Genomic DNA, 16,647 nt, shown 5'->3' on the forward strand with positions numbered 1-16,647 from the left:
ACTCTCTATCGACGGATTTTGCCAATTAGTCATGGTTTTCGACGGGAATACGATCGGCGATCGAAAATTGATTTTTACCCGATCGTTTAGCGTGATACATGGCTTCATCTGCCTTCTCGATGAGTAGTTCCAAATCATCTGCATGTTCTGGAAAGATCGCAATCCCAATGCTCGTCGTCACCAATAAGGTCTGTCCCGAAATGGCAAATGCTTGTGATAAACGGCTTAAAATCTTTCTAGCGATCTGCGTCACGGTCAGAATGTCTGGAATTGCGGGTAGCAGCACAACAAATTCATCCCCGCCTAAACGCGCGACTGTATCACTCGTTCTTAAACAACCGCTGAGCCGTCTGGCAACTGCCTGTAACAGCAAATCACCAATTGCATGTCCTAATGTGTCATTAATCTGTTTAAATCCGTCTAAATCGAGAAACAGTAAAGCGGTAATTTGATTACTTGCCTTCGTCATCTCGATCGCTTGTTTGATCCGTTCGTACAACAAGATCCGATTCGGTAATCCAGTTAACGCATCATGATTGGCAATATAGTTCAATCTGTCTTGCGATAAGCGTAGTTCCACATTTGACTGATATAACTCTTCGGTTGTTCGTCTCAATTCTTCTTCAATCGTTTTCCGTTGTGTGATGTCGCGAATGACACCGACTAAAAATAGATTCCCTGCCGCATCTTTGTGTAGCGATCGCTTTGTTGCAATGTGGTAAGTCACACCATTCGTGCTTGTAAATTCTTCTTCGTGTTCTAATTCATTCTTGTATCTGAACACTAATTCATCCTGCTGGTGAAACACATCTGCTTCATGTTCTGGAAAAATTTCGTAATCCGATTTCTCGATTAATTCTTCGAGCGGTTTTCCAAGTAATTTAGAATACGCTTCATTCAGAACTACCCACCGATGCTCAGCATCTTTGACAAATACCGGATCAGGAATGGAATTAATCACACGCGAAAGAAACTCTTTCGATCGCTTTAACTCTTCTTGGGAATGCGCGATCGCAGCAATCACAACCGTGGCTGAAGTGACTAAAGTAATCGCTGCGGGCACAAAGGGCACAATCCACCCTGCCAGAAATAATCCGTAGCAAATTCCGGTAAGTCCCCCACCTAGCAAAACGACTGCCAGAAAACTGCGCTGAGGAGAACGCAGTCGCCAACAAACACTAGTGCCAATTAGCGCCCATGTCCAAATCCAGATGTATTCGACAGGCTCACTCCAACTTTTCAAAAGCCTGCGCTGCCCGAGTGCCACGTTCAAAATTTCGCTAATAAAATTTGCCTGAATTTCCACCCCTGCCACTTCGATAGGCGTACGAGTGAAACCTCCACTAAAGGGTGTGGCTGAAAAATCTTTTAAGCTCGGTGCGAGCGAGCCAATCAAAACAATGCGATCGCGCAACTGCTCGGCTGGCACTTTTCCATCCAAGACATCTTGCATCATCACCGTTCGGAAATGTCCTGCCCCACCTCGAAAATTGGCGATGATCTGATATCCCCCATCATCTGCATTCACATAAACCCCATCATTCTGTTGAAATCGGGGAAATATCGCTTGTCCAAGCTTTAGAATTTTGGCATCATGAGGCGCTCCCTCTTCGCGAATGCCTTGGTTTTCGAGATAGCGCAGCGCTAACATCATCGAGAAACTCCGAAATTTCTGACGATTTTCAAACCAATATAGGACTGCCCGTCGAATCTTGCGATCAGGATCGAAGATCACATTGTTAAATCCAACTTGTCCCAGCTTCTTGAGCGTTGGAGAAGCTGCAACACCTGGACTTTCAGGATCGGGCATTTTCTGAATGCCGATTAGATTCGGCATGGTTTGAAAGGCTCTTTCGAGTTCAGCATTGCCTTCTCTGACGGTGTGATCGCGGTAAATATCCAGCCCGATCGCGCGAGGTTTAGCACTTTCAATTTTGGTCAGTAATCCTGCCAAAGTGCGATCGCTCAACGGCCATCCATGCTGTTGTAATTCCGCTTCTCGAATGCCGACAATCACAATGCGATCGTCGACTGGCTCTGCCGGACGTGCCTGAAAGAAACTATCAACATAGCTTAATTCCCAAGGCTGTATGATTCCGGTCGTTCGCAGCCCAATCACACTGCCTGCGATTGCAGAAGCTGGAATCCAGACTCTGGCAGTTTGGCGCAGCGTTGTCTTGACTCTGTTCCAAATTTCTTGCCACGGCGCAAATTCTTTGATCATTGCAGTTCACAAACTAGCCTGACGGTACGTACGAGCGCTGAGAACTTCATCATTTATCTGCAATTTCTTTATTCTGCCTTTGCCTAGCCGACCTCAGCGTTAAGTTAGCTTAGTCGAGCAAGGGTCGGGTAAGTCGCCCTTGCGAGCGGGTAGTCAGTACAAGGGGGCTTGTGGCTGGCTACCTTCTTTAATGAATCGCCAGTTGAAATTGCTGGAAGGATTTTATCATTTCGACTCGAGGTTCTGAATCGATTCGATCACTTGTACCGCTAACTGGGTGTCATTAAGTCGATCGACTTCGCGGATTCCGGTTGGGCTGGTGACATTCACTTCGGTCAAGTAGCCCCCAATCACATCAATGCCGACAAAGAAAAGTCCATCTCTTTGCAGTGTGGGAGCTAGCATTTTGCAGATGGCTTTTTCGCGATCGGTAATGTCGGTCTGGGCACTTCTGCCCCCAACTGCCATATTGCCTCGAAATTCATTGCCCGTCGGGATGCGATTGACGGCTCCGATCGGTTCACCATTGAGCAGAATAATCCGCTTGTCGCCGTCTTTGGCTTCGGGCAGATAGGTTTGCACCATGATCGGTAATGTGCCTTGCTGAGTGCTGATTTCAATCATCGAGTTGAGATTGCGATCGCCCGCTTGCAAGAACAAAATTCCTTCGCCCGCTTTTCCGCCTAACGGCTTTAAAACGGCAGTTCCTTGCTGTTCTAAAAATTGCAGGATGACGCGCTTTTCTTGCGTGACGATCGTTTCAGGAATCGCCTCAGTGAATTGCAGCGCATACATTTTTTCATTCGCGGCGCGGATTCCTGACGGTGAGTTGATCACTTTCGTTTTGGCAGGATCAACGTAGTCGAGAATATACGTTGCGTAGAGATAGGCTGTATTGACCGGAGGATCAGTGCGCATGAAGACTGCATCCATGGTTTCGAGAGGAAGAAACACAGGTGCTTCAGTTTGAAACCACTGGTCAACTGCAATCCATCGATTTTCGCCGAGGGTGACTGGGACAAGTGTGACTCGCTCTAAAGTCGCATGGGCTTTGCCTTGAACGACACTGAGCCGATTCGCCTGTGTGATCCAGACTTCGTGCCCAAGTTGCTGGGCAGCTTCCATAAATGCCACGCTGGTGTCGTGAGTTGGGTCTAGGCGATCGATCGGATCGATGATAAATGCAATTTTCACAGCAGCTCAGTCCGTTAGAGAAAAGTGGGTAGAGTGGGAATTGGAGTCACCAACTCCCAAATTGATCGAGACATTGATCTAGGCAGCAAGCAGCGGATCGAGTTTGCCGGATCGATCCAAGGCGTGAATGTCGTCACACCCTCCGATGTGCTGATCGTTGATAAAAATCTGTGGGACAGAGCGGCGACCGTTTGAGCGTTCTGCCATTTTTGCCCGTCCGGGTTCGTCGCCATCGAGACAATATTCGGTGTACTGCACACCTTTGCGATCGAGTAACGCTTTTGCCCGAATACAGAAGGGACAGGTACTCCAGGTGTAGATTTCAACGTGAGGAGTCATACAAATTTCCTAGCATTAGCAACATTTGTTAATTTTAGACATACTCGGTCGCTTCGCGACGAACCCAGCCATTTAGTGTAAAACGGCTGTCGGCAAAATTGCGCGATCGACAAGAAATCGGTAAGACTTCATGCAGGCAATGGCTAGGAAAGAACACAATCCGATTATTCACGGGCTGGATGTCTCGGTAAGTCTCTGCTTGAACGTAGTGTCCATTTTCGATTCGCATGTCGTAAAGCCGTAATGCTCCGCCTGAGAAGTTTGTCGGTTCTCGGTTGAAATAATAGACATACGACATGGTTCGAGTTGCTGCATCTGGGCTACCGTTATCGTTATGGATTTTGTAATAGTGACCGTCGTTGTGAGCGGTGAGTTGAATCTCAATTTGTGAGATGGCAAAGGGTTCGATATTCCAGGCATGGAACAGACGCGGCAGGAGCGGTGTGATTTTCTGAATCATCCAGTTTTCGTACGCTTCAAAGTGATAGAGAATCCAGGATTTGCGATAGTCGAGGTCGCCAGTTGCAGTGCTGGTTGGGACAAAATCAGCTTCGCGATCGAGTACATATTCCAAGAGATTCAGACGATCCTCATTGGCGAGGAAGTGATCGATTTGGAGAAATTGAGCGGGTTGGTCAAAAGACATAAATTTTGCGATCGTCAACGATGCTATTTCACACGAAATACGATCGCAAAGACTCAACAATTTTCAAAATCGGATTTAAGCCGGATGATAATCTCGTGCAGACGGATCAAATTCCCGATTTGAAGACCGTCCTGGATCGTAGCCTTCATTACGGACGCGACGGCGGAGATCTCCCAAATCTGGAGACGCTTTCACGGCATCTTCAGGCGTAATTTTGCCGAGTAAGATCAACTCACACAACGCTTGGTTCATCACTTGCATTCCTTCATTGGTGCCAGTCTCCATCAATTGGAATGCTTCGATATCATTGCCTTTGAGCAGGTAATCTTGCATTGCAGGTGTATTGAGCAAGATTTCATGCACCGCAGTTCGATGTCCGTCTGTCGTCGGTAACAATTGCTGAGCCACAACCGAAATCAGAGATTCTAAAATCTGAACTCTCATCGCGTCCTGCTCATCCGGCGTATAGATATTCAGCAGACGATTCACAGTTGCGATCGCGCTTTTTGTGTGCAGGGTTCCAAGGACTAAATGCCCAGTTTGAGCCGCTTTTAAGGCTGTATCGACCGTGACGCGATCGCGCATTTCCCCGATCAAAATTACGTCTGGATCTTCGCGCAAAACCGCTCTGAGTGCGTGTTCAAACTCATGCGTATGCAGTCCGACCTCTCGTTGGCTAATCAGGCAATTCTGCGAGGTGTGAACATACTCAATCGGATCTTCGATCGTGACAATATGGCGCTGATCGGTCTCGTTCAAGTGGCGAATCATTGCCGCGATCGAGGTCGATTTTCCGGAGCCAGTGGGTCCTGTGAGGAGAATCAAGCCTTGCTGATAGCTGACTAGATGTTTGAGCACTGAAGGTAAGCCCAGTCGATCGATCGTGGGAACCTCTAGACTAATCAGACGAAGTACGATCGCGCCGCCCGTCAAACTCTCAAAGCAGTTCACCCGGCAGCGGACGAAACCAGGATAGAAGATGGCGGTATCAAGTTCTTTCTCTTGCCGAAACCGTTCGCACTGCTCGGGAGTGAGCATCTCGGCTAAAAAGCGATCGAACATTTCGGGGGTGACTGCGGCTTGATTTTGCCGGATCATTTGCCCTCGAATCCGATAGCGAACGGGTTCACCCACGCGCAGGTGAATATCAGATGCCTGTTTCGCATACGCATCTTGAACGAGTTGTCGAATCGTCGGCACTGAACTCGGTGGCATCGATCGCGGCGTAGCGGGAACTGGATTGCGTTTGGCTCCGAGAGGAATGGAAGGAGGAGGAACCGCAACAGGTTCAGTCAGCGATCGAGAACGCGAGCTAGATTTAACCGACTCGTCAAAAGGATTTACTTGTGTCATATACTCAGGCTTCCGTATTTCGCCGGGATCGAGGGGAATGGGCAAGTTGACGAGGGGGCGGCTAGAGAAATACTCTGATTCCCCAGACTGTACCTGATGTCATGGCATCGTAGAAATACGGAGAGAAAAAGTTTGCAGAAAGTTTTTGTACGGATAAAGCACTGAGGCTGTGATCAGCTGAGCGAAAAATTCCGGGAAACTCTTCATCGAAAAGGTTCTCTCGGTTCACAGTCTGGTGCATTCTGAAATCACGTCCCTTTGCAAAGCCTTTACAGAACTCTCATGCGTATCTCTCGCCTTACAGACTGGCTCGAATCTCATTGGATCAATCCGGCTTATAGCGGTGGGTTGTTGGCTGGGATGGGCATTTTCTTCTTTCTCGCGGCGACGAATTCGATGTCCGGTTGGCTATATGTCATGAGCGGCGTTGTGTTGGCGCTGTTGGCGATCGCGGCTATTCTCTCCCGACGAACGCTGTCCCGATTATCAATCACCCGCCGTCCAATTCAGCCCGTGAGTGTCGGTGAGAATTTAACGATCGAGTTGTTTATTCAAAATCCGACTCGAAAAAGAAAAACTTTGATTCAAGCAACCGATTTCATTCCGTCTGTCTTCGGCAAGCCTGTTGAAAAGGTTGTGGAATTGATTCATCCGACCACTCCTTATTACTGGGTTTACCAGCATCGAGCCGAGCAGCGGGGAATTTACCGCTGGCATGAAGTGCAACTGCGAACGGCAGCTCCTTTGGGTTTGTTTTGGTATCGCAAGACGTTTCGAGCCGATGCGATCGCGGTGATTTACCCACAGGTTTTGCCGTTGAGCCGCTGCCCGTTGATTGATCAGATTGGGCAAGAGATGAGTTTGCAAATGCAGTCGCAGCGGGCGCAGAATTCGACGCAGGGCATCACTCGATCGCTGCGTCCCTATCGTTGGGGCGATCCGATGCGGATGATTCATTGGCGCAGTAGTGCTCGGTATGGCGAGTTGCGCGTGCGAGAGTTAGAGATTTTAACCAGTGGGCAAGAGATTGTGATTGCCTTAGATAGTGCGGCAACTTGGGATCGTGAAGCATTTGAGCAGGCAGTCACGACTGCGGCATCGCTGTATTTTTACGGAGAGCGACAGACCTTGAGCATTCGAGTGTGGACAGCAGAATCTGGGGCAATCCGGGGACGGCAACTGGTTTTGGAAACCTTAGCAGAGGTTCAGCCGCATCAAGAGGTGACATCAGATCGGTTGCCTGAAGGAACCATCGTTTGGCTGACGCAGAATTCGAGCAGTTTGAATACACTTCCGAGTGGAAGTCGCTGGGTCTTGTGGGGACAGGGACAGACGACAGCGAACTTGGGAATTCGGGTGGAACAAGAGCGATCGCTGCAGGCGCAGTTGCAAGATAGTGTTTAGCGATAAAATCACAACATGGACACAGACATCCCAGAAGAATTTTGGCAGGGAATCGAGCAATTTAATCAGGGCGAATTCTACGCCTGCCATGACACCTTAGAAGCGATTTGGATCGAAGCTCCTGTCGTCGATAAAAAATTCTATCAGGGCATTTTACAGATTGCGGTGGGACTCTACCATTTAGGCAATTACAACTGGCGCGGAGCCGTCATTCTGATAGGGGAGGGATTAAATCGATTAAGCGACTATCAACCTGAATATGGTGGGATTGAGGTTGAGCAACTCGTAGAAGATGTATCAGCCTTACTCAGCGAAATTCAAGCCGCAGGACAAGATCGCGTTGATCAAATCGTTTTGACTGACGATCCACCACTTGAATCTGTCGATAAAATTTTTCTCCGTCCACCAATCATCCAGAAAATCACAGCAAATCGTTGAAGAGTCATGTATATAGAAACTTGTCTTCGTGATCGCTCGTCTTGAAATTTATTCGCACGATCGCCCGATGTCAAAGAATTCATTGATCGCATACGCTTAACTTTCTGATAGTGATATATTCGATTCGTCCTGTTCACCCTCATCCCCAGTCTCCACTCATGTCTCGCTTCTCCGTTCGTTCTCTCCTAGTTCTGCCGATCATCGCCGCTGCTGTGCTTGCGAATGGACGTGTTTCTATCGCTCAAGCACCCGCAGGCTCGACTCCGCTTACCTTGCGCGCCAATAGTACTGAGGCAAACGCGAAAACAGGGGTTGTCGTTGCAAAAGGTAACGTCCAGATTAACTATCCTGCTCGTCAGATTCAAGCCACTTCTGCTCAAGCTATTTATTACAGCAACGAACGCCGGATTGTTCTGCAAGGGGATGTCTACGTCTTGCAACAGGGCAATAGTTTGCGGGGAGAAACGATTACGTATTTAGTCGATGAAGGGCGGTTTGTGGCACTCCCTCAACCGAATAAACAAGTAGAAGCGGTCTATTTGATTGAAGCACCTGCGGCTCCTGCTTCGCCTGCACCTGCGGCTCCTGCTCCTTTTAGCCCACAATCTCAGTTTCGGTCGAGTCGTTAACGAGTTACGTCCCCTCTTTTTCAGGTTTTAGGAGCGGGTTTTGAGAATCGTTCTAGAAAATATTCACAAATCGTTTGGCGATCGCCCAGTGGTGAATCGCGTCAGTTTGTCTGTGGGTCAGGGTGAGATTGTCGGGCTGCTTGGTCCCAACGGAGCCGGAAAGACGACGACGTTTTATATTGCAACTGGGCTAGAAAAGCCAGACAGCGGTAAGGTTTGGTTGAATGATAAAGAAGTGACGGATCTCTCGATCGACAAACGCGCTCATCTCGGAGTTGGCTATCTTGCTCAAGAAGCGAGCATTTTTCGCTATTTAACCGTACGAGAAAATATTCTACTCGTGCTGGAGCAAACCAAGGTTCCGCGCTGGCAGTGGAACGATCGCTTAAACAGTTTGCTGAAAGAATTTCGATTAGAAAAAGTTGCCTCTTCGCTCGGAATTCAAGTGTCGGGTGGAGAACGTCGTCGGACAGAACTCGCGCGGGCTTTGGCAACAGGGGTAGACGGACCCAAATTTTTATTATTAGACGAACCGTTTGCAGGCGTTGACCCGATCGCCGTTGCTGAAATCCAAACAATCGTGGCGCAATTGCGCGATCGCCATATGGGGATTCTGATCACCGATCATAATGTGCGCGAGACGTTAGCCATTATCGATCGCGCTTACATCATGCGAGATGGTCAGATTCTTGCCTCGGGCAGTGCTGAGGAACTTTACAACAATCCCTTAGTCCGCCAGTATTATCTCGGTGACAATTTTCAACCCTAGATTATGTCTTTAGCTCCTACCCGCGCGCCGATTTCGGTTCTCGATCGCTATATTGCTGGACAATTGACGGGTCCATTTATCTTTGGCGTGGCAGCGTTTACATCGATTCTGGTGTCGGTAGGAGCGGTGTTTGATCTGATTCGCCAGATGACAGAAATGGGCTTGCCGTTGTCGATCGCAACTCGCGTTTTTCTCTTGCGACTGCCAGAGTTTGCTAGCCTTTCTTTTCCAATGGCAACCTTGCTTTCGACGTTAATGGTCTATAGTCGGCTTTCGACTGACAGTGAGTTGATTGCGCTGCGAAGTGTCGGGATTAGCATCTATCGACTGGTTGCACCTGCGATCGTGTTGAGCTTTCTCGTTTCTGTGATGACTTTTGGCTTTAATGAAGCAATTGTTCCGGCAGCAAAATATCAAGCGACTCAAACGTTATCACAAGCATTAAAGCAAGATAAGCCGAAGTTTGATGAGAAGAATATTGTCTTTCAGCAGTATCGCGATGAGAAGCAGCCCGATGGAAAGAGTGTACAAATGCTCGATCGAATTTTTTATGCTCAACGATTCGACGGGCAGCAAATGAAGGGCTTAACGGTGCTGGATTTCTCTCAAAACGGGGTGAATCAGATCATTAGTGCAGATTCTGCTCGCTGGAACTATGAGGATCAAACCTGGGACTTTTTCAGTGGCACAATTTACCTGGTTGATCCGAATGCGTCTTACCGCAATATTCTCAAATTCGAGCGGCAGCAGATTCAATTGCCCCGAACCCCGCTGGATTTGGCGACTCACAAAACTGATTCGGCAGAGATGAATATTGCCGAAGTTCAGGATTATCTCCAGTTGGTCAACCAAAGTGGCGATGAGAAGCGCGCCAATCAATTGAGAATGAGAATTCAGCAGAAAATTGCCTTTCCATTTGTGTGCTTGGTTTTTGGATTAGCAGGTTCGACGTTGGGCACGAAACCCCGACGAGGCGGCAGAGGTGCAAGTTTTGCGATTAGTATTTTGATCATTTTTACCTACTACCTGCTGTCGTTTGTCTGTGATGCGTTTGGGCGGTTGGAGATTTTCACGCCGATTTTGGCAGCTTGGTTGCCGACTGTGTTGGGACTGGGGGCAGTGAGTTGGCTATTAGTACGAGCAGCAAAATGATGGACAAGCCTTTGTTTTTGCGCGACCTTTGGTACTATGCGCTGCCGGGTGGAAGTTTGAAGCCGGGACAAACGATCGCGAAAACCCTGCTCAATGAACCGATTTTACTCGGCAGGACTCAGGCGGGCAAAGTCTTTGCACTGAGAGATATCTGTCCGCATCGGGCTGTTCCGCTGAGTTGCGGGCGATTTGACGGTACTGAGGTGGAATGTGCTTACCACGGCTGGAAGTTTGACGCAGCCGGACAATGTACTGCGATTCCAGCGTTGACTGAGGATCAAACGTTAGATTTTTCTAAATTTCGAGTGCGATCGTATCCAATTCGAGAAGCACAAGGCAATATTTGGATTTACATCGGAGAGCAGTCTCCCCAAGATGAGCCGCCTCAAGTCCCTGGCTTTGACACGACGTATCAAGCCGCTGTTGTGATGAACTTTCCAACGTACTTAGATCATGCGGTAGTCGGGTTAATGGATCCAGCGCATGTGCCTTTTGTGCATCGAGCGTGGTGGTGGCGGGCTGATCCGACCCTGGCAGAAGAAGTAAAAACGTTTGATCCGTCTCCGCTCGGATTTACGATGCGGCGGCATAAATTAGAGCGATCGACCTTTCTTTACGATCTAGTAGGCGGTGATCCAGAAGTCGAAATCTCATTCCAACTCCCAGGAGTACGATTTGAGCAAGTGATTACAAAGCGACATCGAGTCTGCAATCTAACGACGATGACTCCGCTGAATGATACCGAGACAGAAGTTACTACGCTCTTTTATTCAACAATCCCTTGGTTCAATCTGTTGAAGCCCTTTTTACTTCCGCTCACTCGAACATTCTTGAATCAAGATCGAGACATGGTCGTCAAACAGAAGATTGGATTACAGCACAATCCAGGCTTGATGTTGATCAAAGATGCAGATACTCAGGCGCGATGGTACTACCAATTGAAGGCAGAATTTGCGCGATCGCAATCTGAACATCGAGCCTTCATTAATCCTGTCAAAGAGCAAACTTTGAGATGGCGAAGCTGATTGACTGACAATAAAGGCGAGGAGCATTTTCCATAACAGTAATTGAAGTGGTGTGGTAATCCCTAGATGACGGGATTTTGCTCCTCGCCTCCAGTTTTGTCAGTTAACCAGCGTCACAGCTTATGGACTTAATGCTAGTAGTCCATAAGCTGTGACAGGTAGGTTGGATGGGGATTACACAAGGCGAACTTTTGTTCCCTATCTTTGCGTTAGCTTCTCAGTCCTTTCGCGAATGCGTTCTTCCTGTTCTCTGAGTTCAGGTGTCAATGCTTCACCAAAGTCATCTGCCTCGAACACTGGACGAATCTCAATCTCGGAGTCTCCCGGCATAGGGTTGGGGCAACGCTTCACCCAATCGATCGCTTCTTCGATCGATTGCACTTGCCACAGCCAATACCCAGCAATCAGTTCTTTGGTTTCCGTAAAAGGACCATCAATAACCGTGCGATTCGTTCCAGAAAATTGAACCCGTGCCCCTTTCGAGCTAGGATGCAGTCCCTCGCCTGCTAGCATAATGCCAGCCTTGACCAATTCTTCGTTATACTTTCCCATTTCGGTTAGCAGTTGTTCACTGGGCATCACACCAGCTTCCGAGTCTTGAGTTGCTTTTACTATTACCATAACCTTCATTGTTGAATCTCCCGTTGTTGATGTTTGATGTTTGATTGTTGTTGAGTGTGATTGTGTAGAGATATTCACTGTTATTCAACAGAGATGCGTTTCAGTTCATCAATTTCGATCTTCTTCATTTGCAGCATTGCTGTCATGACTCTTTGGGATTTTTCTGTATAGGCATCATTGAGCATTTCAACCAAAATACGCGGAACAACTTGCCATGAAACGCCGTATCGATCCTTGAGCCAGCCACATTGCTGTGCTGTTTCATCGCCACCCGCAGATAGCTTCTGCCAGTAGTAGTCCACTTCTTCCTGGGTCTCGCAATGGATTTGGAAGGAAATGGCTTCGTTGAATTTGAAGGTTGGTCCCCCGTTGAGCGCCGTAAATGGTTGCCCATCTAGCTCAAAGGCTACAGTCATGACTGTTCCGGCTGGTTTTTTGTGGATCTCCTGCCCAGCTTCTCCATAGTGAGTAATGGTGACGATTTTGGAATTGCTAAAAATCGCTGTATAAAACTGAGCAGCTTCTTCTGCTTGATTGTCGAACCACAAGCAGGGAGTTATTTTCTGAATGGTTGGCATGGTGTTTCTCTGAATGAGCTAAAATCGCAAGACTAATCTGACAGCAAGGCTGATAGCTCCAGCACAGGGCGGATTTCGACGGTGCCGACACGGGCACCAGGGATGCGTCCAGCGATCGCGATCGCTTCATCGAGATCCTTTGCATCGATCAGGAAGTAACCGCCGAGTTGTTCGCGAGTTTCAGCAAATGGACCATCGGTGATCATCCGTTTGCTGTCCCGAACCCGAACGCTTGTTGCGGTTGAAACGGGGTGCAACGGTGACGCACCCAAATATTGTCCCTTTGCTTGGAGTTCTTGCGTCAGTTGAATCGACTCAGCATAGCCGTGCTCCCGTTCACTCTCGCTCCATGCAGTTTCGTCACTGTAAATCAACAACATGTATTTCATGGGTTTGAACCTGATCGTTGAACTAGGATTTGCGCCAGTAGTGACCCGTCATAAACTGATGCCAGTTGCCGTCTTCTCCTAAAATTTGGGAGGTCAAAATCCGGTGGTCGTTGCTAACAAACGTAATAATATCTTGGTATTTTGCTAACGCGGTTTCAGTGCAACTGGGTCCTTCGGTATCTAGTGTGAGCACGGTTTCGGTTTCGTTCAGGGAACCGTTGTAAAGCCAAAGATGGGACATCATCGAACAAACAAAGGTTCCGATGTAGCGATCGTTTTGCGGGTCATACCCTAGGGTTACGATTGTTGTTCCCATTTCACCATTTGGTGTTTCGCCTTGACCTTCAGCGATAATCCAGAGTCCACCTAGCGATTTTACAATTTCAGTTCCCTTAAATTTTGAGGGTGGTTGATTCGGTTCCATTTGGCATTCCGATTCATAATTCCATTCCCCAATCAGTTTGTCTAACCATTGGTGTTGCTTTTGTAATGTTGCTTGCATTGGTTTTCTCCGTAGTTAATGAGTCAAGTAGCGAACTCAAACTTTGTCGCTGACGCATTGATTTTCATCCACTGGGCGAATCTCAAAGGAACCAAAACGGGCACCCGGATGCTTTGACATCAACTGGATCGCGTGGTTCAGATCTCTGGCTTCCAGCACCAAAAATCCGCCGAGTTGTTCTTTGGTTTCTGCGTAGGGTCCATCGGTAACAGCAACCTGACCATTGTGGTATTGCAGGGTTGCCGCATTGCGAACACTTTGTAGGGCTTCTCCACCCATGAAGTGTCCACCCTGACGCAATTCGTCATCGTAGGCAAAACATTTTTCCATCAGAGTAGTACGATCGCGCTCTGGCATCTCGTCCCACTTGCGTTCTTCCATATAGCCAAGGCAAATAAATTTCATCCGCTCCTCCAAATTAGAGAATGGGCGCTTTCATTCAGTAGTCGTTCGGGATTCCCATAAATCGACATCCCGTTAAAAATTTTTTTCACCTAATTCGCGCAGGCGTTTTTCCAAGAATCGGCGTTCGGGTTCCTGTCGCACTAAGGCAAGGGCGCGGTGATAGGATTCTTTGGCATCGGCAAGCTTACCCAAGCGTCGGCACAAATCCGCCCGTGCCGCATGAGCGAGGTGATAGTCGGACAATTCACCTTGCTCTAAAATGCCATCAACCAGTTGCAGTCCTGCCCCTGCACCCTCTCGCATCGCCACGGCAACGGCTCGGTTCAACCGCACGATCGGGGAAGGTACCACCTGCGCGAGAAGGTTATACAATGCCACGATTTGTCCCCAGTCGGTTGCCTCTGCACTGGGTGCTTCAGCATGGACAGCCGCGATCGCGGCTTGCAGCGTATACACCCCAATCTGTGGAGCAGCTAACGCCTGTTCCACCCATCGCTGACCTTCTGCAATTTGCTCTCGGTTCCAAAGAGAACGATCTTGATCCTCTAACAAAATTAAATCTCCTTCTGGGGAGGAGCGGGCAGTACGGCGTGACTCCTGAAATAGCATGAGTGCGAGAAGTCCCATGCCTTCTGCATCGGGCAGGAGTTCAACCAGGAGACACCCTAAGCGAATCGCTTCGGTTGACAAATCCGGTCGCGTCACAAACTCACCGGATGAAGCGGAATACCCTTCATTGAAGACGAGATAGATGACTGACAATACCGCATCGAACCGTTCGGGAAGATCTGCGATCGCAGGTACGACGTAAGGAATGCGAGCATCTCGAATTTTTGCTTTGCCCCGCACAATCCGTTGGGCAATGGTGGAGGGTGTGGACAAAAAGGCACTGGCAATTTCTTCCGTTTTCAGACCACAGATCTCCCGCAGGGTCAGGGCAACTTGGGTATTGAGCGAAAGGGCGGGATGGCAGCACGTAAAAATCAGCCGCAACCGATCATCTTCAACCTCATTGTCTTCTAACACGAGGGAATTTTCTGCGTGTTCAAGTCGCGCTCCCAGTTCTCCCAGTGAAGCATCAAAGCGAAATCGACGACGCAGGGTATCGATCGCTTTAAATCGTCCGGTCGAAACTAACCAGGATCTGGGATTGTGTGGCACCCCGTCCCGTGTCCATTGTTCTATTGCTGCTGCAAATGCTTCGTGCAGCGCCTCTTCTGCAAGGTCGAAGTCCCCCAACAGTCGGATCAGAGTTGCGAAAACCCGACGGGACTCAGTGCGATAGAAATGGTCTACCGTCTGGCGAGCTTGTTCGATCGAATGTTCATCCATCACTTAGACCTCAACGCCTTATAGATCGGGATAGGGACTAACAGTGAATTTGATCACCTTGGATGTTTAGGAAATGCCCCATGAACGGGAACACAGCCGAAATCGTTTGTTCCATAAAGCCTCTCTTGCACTGCATGATCAGGATGAGAGATCGCAACTATCAAGCCTGTTTTATAGTACAAGAGTTTTACTCACATTACAACTATGCCAAAGGAATGTTCTTTGTTGATTGATTTGTTTGGGTGAGAGATGTGTTCTTATGACTAAAGGTAATTGCTCAACCAGGTTTATCTAATTTTGATGCTATTTCCCGTATCCTTACCTCACTGCAGACCGATTGGCTACTAGGTTGAGCAATTACAGATATTGATTGGAGGTAAGGCTATGATTTCCTCAGTAATGGCACATCTGAAAACAAAGGAGACACGCAACGATGCCCAAGCTCGGAAAGAGTGGAAGTTTCGGCTCACGCGACGGCTGTATGAGCAGGGTTATGAGCGACAACATATACTGAACTTGTTCCGTTTTTTGGATTGGACGCTGGAATTACCTGAGGGACTGAAACAAGCATTTCAGGCTGAACTTGCCCAATACGAACAGGAGAGACAGATGCCGTACATCACCTCGATTGAACAAATGGCGAAGGAGCAAGAGCGGAAAGAGATTGCACTTCGGATGCAACAAGGACTACCAATTGAAGCGATTGCTCAAGCAACACAATGGTCGATCGCAGCATCCTGACTCTCAATTCGAGCAAAAGAAATAGCAGTTGTCTTTCTAATTCTCTTTACCATGCATATTCCGCCACACAATAGGCGGGATTATGCGAATAGACAGAATGATTGGGACATCAAAGCCCTGATTACTCAGAAGTAGTAAAGCGAATGCATTCTTTAAGCGCCATGCTGAAGATTCGATCGCATCATAGTCATCACTGTCAATAGCTATATTTGGGAAGCCAAGGTGAGACTCCAGAGCATGTAGACATTGTTCGTAGTAAATTTGAAACTCGCTTACCTTTTCATCATACTCATCTGAGTCTAAGGAGTCTGTTTCAACAAATACAGCTAAATCAATCTCTACATGCTCAACTTTGTTATCTGAGAAGTAGACGCTCAAATCACTTTCATTAACTAATGAGTATGTCTCTCTCGATTGAACTTGCTCAATTAACTGCAAATTTAACTCAGAGACAATGCTATTCCATTCTTGTCGCCGCCAGTTCCATTTGAGTGGCTGAATGGCTCTAGCTACTTGTATAGCGTTATTACTAAGCTCATCACTCATGATACTTTCAAAATTAGGTTTTGTTCGTTCTTATAGGGTTTTGGTTCAGAGTATTTTACCCTCAGATCATTCGCGACGAAATGAAATTCTGCGATTATTGGCAGGATGGAAGATTAGAATAGATTTAGGCAATATTCAGGACTTTAGCCGACAGGAAGCACTCATTGCACTCTCGGAAGCATTTCTCGCTTGGGAACAGCAGACTCAGGAACAGAGCAAATAAGAGGAGCGCCGAACGATCGCACGTCCGATGTCCCAACAGGGGTTATCGATTGAAATGATTGCTCAGGTTACAGAATTGTCTATCGCAGAAATCTAATCACTTCAATCTCAGCATCAAGAAGAGTAACTGTTCTGCTC

The 16,647-nt window shown here is 47.9% G+C and carries 19 protein-coding genes; 7 read left to right on the forward strand and 12 right to left on the reverse strand.

The window, feature by feature from the left end; all coding sequences use genetic code 11:
- Nucleotides 1–25: 25 nt before the first annotated feature.
- From LEPBO_RS0129005 to LEPBO_RS0129025, 5 genes are all read right to left on the reverse strand, one after another.
- Nucleotides 26–2,224, reverse strand: a complete 2,199-nt coding sequence (locus LEPBO_RS0129005; protein WP_017291104.1) for a CHASE2 domain-containing protein — start codon at nucleotides 2,222–2,224, stop codon at nucleotides 26–28.
- 225 nt (nucleotides 2,225–2,449) lie between these two features.
- Complete coding sequence (gene gshB / locus LEPBO_RS0129010) at nucleotides 2,450–3,418, reverse strand: glutathione synthase (protein ID WP_017291105.1); 969 nt, start codon at nucleotides 3,416–3,418, stop codon at nucleotides 2,450–2,452.
- A gap of 78 nt (nucleotides 3,419–3,496) precedes the next feature.
- Nucleotides 3,497–3,757: a glutaredoxin 3 gene (grxC, locus tag LEPBO_RS0129015; RefSeq protein ID WP_017291106.1), complete on the reverse strand. Its 261-nt coding sequence runs from the start codon at nucleotides 3,755–3,757 to the stop codon at nucleotides 3,497–3,499.
- 34 nt (nucleotides 3,758–3,791) lie between these two features.
- Complete coding sequence (locus tag LEPBO_RS38595) at nucleotides 3,792–4,403, reverse strand: 2OG-Fe(II) oxygenase (RefSeq protein WP_017291107.1); 612 nt, start codon at nucleotides 4,401–4,403, stop codon at nucleotides 3,792–3,794.
- A 75-nt stretch (nucleotides 4,404–4,478) separates the two neighbouring features.
- A complete protein-coding gene (locus LEPBO_RS0129025) occupies nucleotides 4,479–5,756 on the reverse strand; it encodes a type IV pilus twitching motility protein PilT (protein WP_017291108.1) in 1,278 nt (425 codons plus the stop codon).
- Between the two features lie 282 nt (nucleotides 5,757–6,038).
- On the opposite strand from LEPBO_RS0129025, the gene LEPBO_RS0129030 reads away from it, so the two are divergent.
- The 6 genes from LEPBO_RS0129030 (at nucleotide 6,039) to LEPBO_RS0129055 (ending at nucleotide 11,173) form a co-directional block, all read left to right on the forward strand.
- Nucleotides 6,039–7,160 carry a DUF58 domain-containing protein gene (locus tag LEPBO_RS0129030; protein ID WP_017291109.1) on the forward strand — a complete coding sequence of 374 codons (1,122 nt, stop codon included), beginning with the start codon at nucleotides 6,039–6,041 and terminating at the stop codon, nucleotides 7,158–7,160.
- 15 nt (nucleotides 7,161–7,175) lie between these two features.
- The gene (locus LEPBO_RS0129035; protein ID WP_017291110.1) at nucleotides 7,176–7,598 is read left to right on the forward strand and encodes a DUF309 domain-containing protein; all 423 of its coding nucleotides are present in this window, start codon (nucleotides 7,176–7,178) and stop codon (nucleotides 7,596–7,598) included.
- Between the two features lie 158 nt (nucleotides 7,599–7,756).
- A complete protein-coding gene (locus tag LEPBO_RS38600; RefSeq protein WP_017291111.1) occupies nucleotides 7,757–8,227 on the forward strand; it encodes an LptA/OstA family protein in 471 nt (156 codons plus the stop codon).
- A gap of 40 nt (nucleotides 8,228–8,267) precedes the next feature.
- Nucleotides 8,268–8,996: an LPS export ABC transporter ATP-binding protein gene (lptB, locus tag LEPBO_RS0129045; RefSeq protein ID WP_017291112.1), complete on the forward strand. Its 729-nt coding sequence runs from the start codon at nucleotides 8,268–8,270 to the stop codon at nucleotides 8,994–8,996.
- Nucleotides 8,997–8,999: 3 nt separating this feature from the next.
- Nucleotides 9,000–10,148, forward strand: a complete 1,149-nt coding sequence (locus LEPBO_RS0129050; RefSeq protein ID WP_017291113.1) for an LptF/LptG family permease — start codon at nucleotides 9,000–9,002, stop codon at nucleotides 10,146–10,148.
- Entirely contained in the window at nucleotides 10,145–11,173 is a 1,029-nt protein-coding gene (locus LEPBO_RS0129055) for an aromatic ring-hydroxylating oxygenase subunit alpha (RefSeq protein WP_026149007.1), read from the forward strand. The genes LEPBO_RS0129050 and LEPBO_RS0129055 overlap by 4 nt, the downstream gene beginning before the upstream one ends.
- Nucleotides 11,174–11,371: 198 nt before the next feature.
- Here the strand turns inward: LEPBO_RS0129055 and LEPBO_RS0129060 are convergent, their stop codons facing one another.
- The 6 genes from LEPBO_RS0129060 to LEPBO_RS0129085 all read right to left on the reverse strand — a co-directional run bounded on the left by LEPBO_RS0129060 (nucleotide 11,372) and on the right by LEPBO_RS0129085 (nucleotide 15,000).
- Nucleotides 11,372–11,803 (reverse strand): YciI family protein, encoded by a 432-nt coding sequence (locus LEPBO_RS0129060; protein WP_026149008.1) that lies wholly within the window; start codon nucleotides 11,801–11,803, stop codon nucleotides 11,372–11,374.
- Between the two features lie 71 nt (nucleotides 11,804–11,874).
- On the reverse strand, nucleotides 11,875–12,372 hold the full coding sequence (locus tag LEPBO_RS0129065; protein WP_017291116.1) for a VOC family protein: 498 nt from the start codon (nucleotides 12,370–12,372) through the stop codon (nucleotides 11,875–11,877).
- Nucleotides 12,373–12,404: 32 nt separating this feature from the next.
- Complete coding sequence (locus LEPBO_RS0129070; RefSeq protein ID WP_026149009.1) at nucleotides 12,405–12,761, reverse strand: YciI family protein; 357 nt, start codon at nucleotides 12,759–12,761, stop codon at nucleotides 12,405–12,407.
- A 22-nt stretch (nucleotides 12,762–12,783) separates the two neighbouring features.
- Nucleotides 12,784–13,263 (reverse strand): DUF1579 domain-containing protein, encoded by a 480-nt coding sequence (locus LEPBO_RS0129075; RefSeq protein ID WP_017291118.1) that lies wholly within the window; start codon nucleotides 13,261–13,263, stop codon nucleotides 12,784–12,786.
- Between the two features lie 36 nt (nucleotides 13,264–13,299).
- Complete coding sequence (locus LEPBO_RS0129080) at nucleotides 13,300–13,668, reverse strand: YciI family protein (RefSeq protein WP_036044965.1); 369 nt, start codon at nucleotides 13,666–13,668, stop codon at nucleotides 13,300–13,302.
- Between the two features lie 72 nt (nucleotides 13,669–13,740).
- Nucleotides 13,741–15,000: an RNA polymerase sigma factor gene (locus LEPBO_RS0129085; RefSeq protein ID WP_017291120.1), complete on the reverse strand. Its 1,260-nt coding sequence runs from the start codon at nucleotides 14,998–15,000 to the stop codon at nucleotides 13,741–13,743.
- A gap of 384 nt (nucleotides 15,001–15,384) precedes the next feature.
- Here LEPBO_RS0129085 and LEPBO_RS38605 point away from each other — a divergent pair, with 384 nt between their 5' ends.
- Nucleotides 15,385–15,741, forward strand: coding sequence for a hypothetical protein (locus LEPBO_RS38605; RefSeq protein ID WP_017291121.1), 357 nt, complete (start codon nucleotides 15,385–15,387; stop codon nucleotides 15,739–15,741).
- A gap of 36 nt (nucleotides 15,742–15,777) precedes the next feature.
- On the opposite strand, the gene LEPBO_RS0129095 is transcribed toward LEPBO_RS38605, so the two are convergent.
- Nucleotides 15,778–16,287 carry a hypothetical protein gene (locus LEPBO_RS0129095; RefSeq protein ID WP_017291122.1) on the reverse strand — a complete coding sequence of 170 codons (510 nt, stop codon included), beginning with the start codon at nucleotides 16,285–16,287 and terminating at the stop codon, nucleotides 15,778–15,780.
- Nucleotides 16,288–16,647 lie beyond the last annotated feature (360 nt).

Origin of the sequence: Leptolyngbya boryana PCC 6306, from assembly GCF_000353285.1 — a bacterium.
GTDB classification, from domain to species: Bacteria; Cyanobacteriota; Cyanobacteriia; order Leptolyngbyales; family Leptolyngbyaceae; genus Leptolyngbya; species Leptolyngbya boryana.

Excerpts from the sequence above, each read along its gene's own strand:
- LEPBO_RS0129005 (WP_017291104.1), bottom strand. The coding sequence starts at position 2,224 with ATGATCAAAGAATTTGCGCCGTGGCAAGAAATTTGGAACAGAGTCAAG.
- grxC (WP_017291106.1), bottom strand. The coding sequence starts at position 3,757 with ATGACTCCTCACGTTGAAATCTACACCTGGAGTACCTGTCCCTTCTGT.
- LEPBO_RS38595 (WP_017291107.1), bottom strand. The coding sequence starts at position 4,403 with ATGTCTTTTGACCAACCCGCTCAATTTCTCCAAATCGATCACTTCCTC.
- LEPBO_RS0129025 (WP_017291108.1), bottom strand. The coding sequence starts at position 5,756 with ATGACACAAGTAAATCCTTTTGACGAGTCGGTTAAATCTAGCTCGCGT.
- LEPBO_RS0129030 (WP_017291109.1), top strand. The coding sequence starts at position 6,039 with ATGCGTATCTCTCGCCTTACAGACTGGCTCGAATCTCATTGGATCAAT.
- LEPBO_RS0129035 (WP_017291110.1), top strand. The coding sequence starts at position 7,176 with ATGGACACAGACATCCCAGAAGAATTTTGGCAGGGAATCGAGCAATTT.
- LEPBO_RS38600 (WP_017291111.1), top strand. The coding sequence starts at position 7,757 with ATGTCTCGCTTCTCCGTTCGTTCTCTCCTAGTTCTGCCGATCATCGCC.
- LEPBO_RS0129050 (WP_017291113.1), top strand. The coding sequence starts at position 9,000 with ATGTCTTTAGCTCCTACCCGCGCGCCGATTTCGGTTCTCGATCGCTAT.
- LEPBO_RS0129055 (WP_026149007.1), top strand. The coding sequence starts at position 10,145 with ATGATGGACAAGCCTTTGTTTTTGCGCGACCTTTGGTACTATGCGCTG.
- LEPBO_RS0129060 (WP_026149008.1), bottom strand. The coding sequence starts at position 11,803 with ATGAAGGTTATGGTAATAGTAAAAGCAACTCAAGACTCGGAAGCTGGT.
- LEPBO_RS0129065 (WP_017291116.1), bottom strand. The coding sequence starts at position 12,372 with ATGCCAACCATTCAGAAAATAACTCCCTGCTTGTGGTTCGACAATCAA.
- LEPBO_RS0129070 (WP_026149009.1), bottom strand. The coding sequence starts at position 12,761 with ATGAAATACATGTTGTTGATTTACAGTGACGAAACTGCATGGAGCGAG.
- LEPBO_RS0129075 (WP_017291118.1), bottom strand. The coding sequence starts at position 13,263 with ATGCAAGCAACATTACAAAAGCAACACCAATGGTTAGACAAACTGATT.
- LEPBO_RS0129080 (WP_036044965.1), bottom strand. The coding sequence starts at position 13,668 with ATGAAATTTATTTGCCTTGGCTATATGGAAGAACGCAAGTGGGACGAG.
- LEPBO_RS0129085 (WP_017291120.1), bottom strand. The coding sequence starts at position 15,000 with ATGGATGAACATTCGATCGAACAAGCTCGCCAGACGGTAGACCATTTC.
- LEPBO_RS38605 (WP_017291121.1), top strand. The coding sequence starts at position 15,385 with ATGATTTCCTCAGTAATGGCACATCTGAAAACAAAGGAGACACGCAAC.
- LEPBO_RS0129095 (WP_017291122.1), bottom strand. The coding sequence starts at position 16,287 with ATGAGTGATGAGCTTAGTAATAACGCTATACAAGTAGCTAGAGCCATT.